The organism is Dietzia sp. SLG310A2-38A2 (genome assembly GCF_014145095.1).
GTDB lineage: Bacteria > Actinomycetota > Actinomycetes > Mycobacteriales > Mycobacteriaceae > Dietzia.
The window spans coordinates 1-3716 of record NZ_JAALDX010000348.1 but is presented as its reverse complement, the minus strand read 5'-3'; the positions used below and the strand labels follow the sequence as shown (position 1 = coordinate 3716).

General features: G+C 69.9%; 5 protein-coding genes. All 5 read left to right on the top strand.

Annotation, left to right across the window (positions count from 1 at the left end):
* Nucleotides 1-437 (top strand): phosphotransferase (locus G6027_RS18890; RefSeq protein ID WP_241727085.1); only part of this gene is annotated, 437 nt, incomplete at its 5' end.
* Between the two features lie 31 nt (nucleotides 438-468).
* Nucleotides 469-1689, top strand: coding sequence for an acyl-CoA dehydrogenase family protein (locus G6027_RS12485; protein ID WP_182637458.1), 1221 nt, complete (start codon nucleotides 469-471; stop codon nucleotides 1687-1689).
* Between the two features lie 2 nt (nucleotides 1690-1691).
* Nucleotides 1692-2456: a glucose 1-dehydrogenase gene (locus G6027_RS12480; protein ID WP_182637457.1), complete on the top strand. Its 765-nt coding sequence runs from the start codon at nucleotides 1692-1694 to the stop codon at nucleotides 2454-2456.
* On the top strand, nucleotides 2456-3220 hold the full coding sequence (locus tag G6027_RS12475) for an SDR family oxidoreductase (RefSeq protein WP_182637456.1): 765 nt from the start codon (nucleotides 2456-2458) through the stop codon (nucleotides 3218-3220). Before G6027_RS12480 ends, G6027_RS12475 begins: the two co-directional genes overlap by 1 nt.
* The coding region (locus G6027_RS12470) for an alcohol dehydrogenase catalytic domain-containing protein (RefSeq protein ID WP_241727084.1) at nucleotides 3217-3716 on the top strand (500 nt) is incomplete at its 3' end. The genes G6027_RS12475 and G6027_RS12470, both read left to right, overlap by 4 nt.

Below are 3716 nucleotides of genomic sequence, written 5' to 3'. Positions count from 1 at the left end.
TCGAGGCACTGCTCACCGCGGCGATCCCGGATCCGGTCGCCCCGGTGCTGGTCCACGGCGACTACCGACTGGGCAACATCCTCAGTGACGGGACCGAGCCCGCGGCGCTGATCGACTGGGAGATCTGGAGCCCGGGGGACCCGCGCGTCGAACTCGGGTGGTTCCTCGTCTTTGCCGACGGCACGAACTTCCCCGGCGTGGGCCGCGAGGTCGCCGGCCTGCCCGAGCCCGGCGAGCTGATCGACATCTATTCCGCCGCCGCCGGTGCGCTCTCCGACTTCCCCTGGTTCGACGCGCTCGGCAGGTTCAAGATGGCAGCCATCATGGGCCACAACCTGCGGCGGCACCGCGAGGGTCGGCACCACGACCCGGCGCAGGAATTGCTGCCCGAGACCATCCGCCGGCTCATCGTCACCGGCATCGACCGCCTGTCCTGACGCGGCACCACCCGAGAAACGAGAGAACACGATGGATTTCGCCTATTCCGACCGTACGGCGGAGCTCGCCGAGAAGCTGTACGCGTTCATGGACGAGCACGTGTACCCCGCCGAGAAGGTGTATGACCGGCAGATCGCGGAGAATGAGAACCCACACGAGCAGCCGCAGATCATGCTCGACCTCCAGGCGACCGCGCGCGAGCAGGGCCTGTGGAACCTCTTCATGACCCACGACGGTCTCGGCGCGGGCCTGACCAATCTCGAGTACGCACCGCTGGCGGAGATCGTCGGCCGGTCCATCATCGGCAACGAGGCCATCAACTGCTCGGCCCCGGACACCGGCAACATGGAGATCCTCGCCATGTACGGGACCGAGGCGCAGAAGCAGCAGTGGTTGACGCCGCTGCTGAACTGCGACATCCGATCGGCGTTCGCGATGACCGAGCCGGACGTCGCGAGTTCGGACGCCCGCAACATCGGCACCACGATCCTGCGTGACGGCGACGAGTACGTGATCAACGGCCACAAGTGGTACTCCTCGGGCGTCATGGACCCCGACTGCAAGCTCATGATCGTGATGGGCAAGTCGGACCCGGACGGGCCCGCCTACCGGCAGCAGTCGATGATCCTCGTCCCGACCGACGCCGCAGGCATCGAGATCGTCCGCGATCTGCCGATGCTCGGCTACCACGACCGGCTGGGCCACGGCGAGGTCAGGTTCACCGACGTCCGGGTTCCGGCCGAGAACATGCTCGGTGAGGAGGGCGATGGCTTCGCCATCGCCCAGGGCCGCCTGGGTCCCGGCCGTATGCACTACGCGATGCGCGGCATCGGGATCGCCGAGCGGGCACTGCAGCTGATGTGCCAGCGCGCGCAGGACCGGGTCGCTTTCGGTGAGCCGCTCGCCAAGCGCGGGGTGGTCCGCGAGTGGATCGCCCGCAGTCGCATCGAGATCGACCAGATCCGTCTGCTCACCTTCAAGGCCGCCTGGCTGATGGACACCCGCGGCAACGCCGCGGCGCGGTCCGAGGTGGCGGCGATCAAAGTCTCCGCGATGGAGACCGCGCACAAGGTGGTGGACCGCGCGGTGCAGACCTACGGCGCCGCAGGCGTGAGCGACGACAACGTGCTGGGCCGGTTCTTCGCCCTGACCCGGGCTCTGCAGATCGCGGACGGCCCCACCGAGGTGCACCTGCGCACCATGGCGCGCCTCGAACTGAAGAAGTACACCCCCACCCCGACGGAGGCCTGATCATGAGCGAGAAGTCCACCCTCCTGGCCGGAAAGGTCGCCCTGGTCACGGGTGCGACCCGCGGGCTGGGCAAGGCCATGGCACTGGCCCTGTCGCAGGCCGGAGCCACGGTGATCGTCTCGAGCCGCAAGGCCGACCAGTGCGAGGCGGTCGCCGCGGAGATCACCGCCGCCACCGGACAGACGGCGTACCCGCTGGCACTGCACGTGGGCGACTGGGACGCGATCGAACCCGCGGTCGACCGGATCGTGGGTGATCACGGTTCGATCGACATCGTGGTGAACAACGCAGGGATCGCGCCGCTCGCGCCGTCCGCACTGGAGGTCTCCGAGGCGCTGTTCACCAAGACCATCGACGTCAACCTCAAGGGCCCCTTCCGCCTCATGGCGGTCGCCGGGGACCGGATGGTGCAGGCCGGCGGCGGCTCGATCATCAACATCTCCAGTATCGGCGCCGAGCGTCCGAGCCCGCCCGAGGCCACGTACGCCGCCTCGAAGAACGGTCTCAACGCCCTGACCCGCGCCTTCGCACAGGAATACGCACCCTCGGTGCGCGTGAACTGCATCATGCCCGGCGCCTTCGCCTCGGACATGGCGGCGGACTGGGACTCCGAGTTCCTCGGTCTCGTGGTCAACCGGCTCCCGGCCGGCCGCCTGGGCGACCCGGCGGAGATCGCGGGGCTGGTCGTCCACCTGGCCTCCGATCAGGCCGGCTACACCACCGGCGCGCTGATCCCCGTGGACGGCGGACGGACGGCGGTCTACTGATGTCGACTCCTTCCGAGCTCTTCGACCTCACCGGACGGGTCGCGGTCGTGACCGGAGCGTCCTCGGGGCTGGGTGAGGGTTTCGCCCGCACCCTCGCCGCCGCGGGGGCGACGGTCGTCGCCGCCGCGCGGCGTGCCGAGCGCCTCGCCGGCCTGGCCGCCGAGGTGCCCGGACTGGTGCCGGTCGAGTGCGACATCACCGATCCGGAGGATCGCGAGCGGCTCGTGGCCACGGCATCGGAGTTGGGCGGCGGTGTCGACATCCTGGTCAACAACGCCGGTCGCCCCGGCCCGCCCGACGCGCTCACCGAGAGCGCGGAGGAGTTCGACGACATCCTGCGCGTCAATCTCACCTCCGGTTTCCACCTCTCGGCCGCGGCCGTCAACGCCCTACCGGAGGGGCGGGCGTGCTCGATCATCAACATCTCGTCGGTGATCGGTCTGGTCTCCACGTCACCCATCGGGGGAGCCGGATACGCGGCCTCCAAGTCTGCGGTCATCGGCGTCACCCGTGAGCTGGCCGGACAGTGGGGCCGACGCGGCGTGCGGGTCAACGCGGTGGTGCCCGGCTGGTTCGACACCGAGATGACAGACGGGCTGTTCGCCAACGAGAAGTCCGCGGGCTGGGTACGCCGCAACACCATGCTCAACCGCGGAGGGCGTGTCGGCGAGGTCGACGGCGCGGTGCTGTTCCTGGCCTCCGACGCCTCGAGTTACGTCACCGGACATGTCCTGACCGTGGACGGCGGGTGGACGGCGCGATGACCACCTCGCCGGCGGGGGTCGCGCTGCCCACGACGATGCGCGCGTGGCGCCTGCATGACTGGGGCTCAGGCCCCACGCTCGACCGGGTGCCTGTGCCGCGGCCCGGCCCAGGTCAGGTCCTGCTGAAGGTGGACGCCGCCGGTCTGTGCCACTCGGACCTGCACATCATGGACGCCCCCGCGGGGCAGTTGCCCTACACCTTGCCTTTCACCCTCGGCCATGAGGTCGTGGGCACAGTGGTCGCTGTGGGCGACCCGGTCGACGAGGACTGGCTCGGGCGGACCTGCGCTGTGCACGGGGTGTGGTCGTGCGGCGAGTGCCGCAAGTGCCGGGGCGGGCGGGACAACTACTGCGTCCGCCTCGACGGCGCGATCGGTGGGGGGATCGGACTCGACGGAGGCCTGGCCGACTTCATGCTCGTTCCCGCGGCCCGCCACCTCGTCGCGGTCGACCCCGCCGCAGGGTCGGCGCTCGCGCCGCTGACCGACGCCGGGCT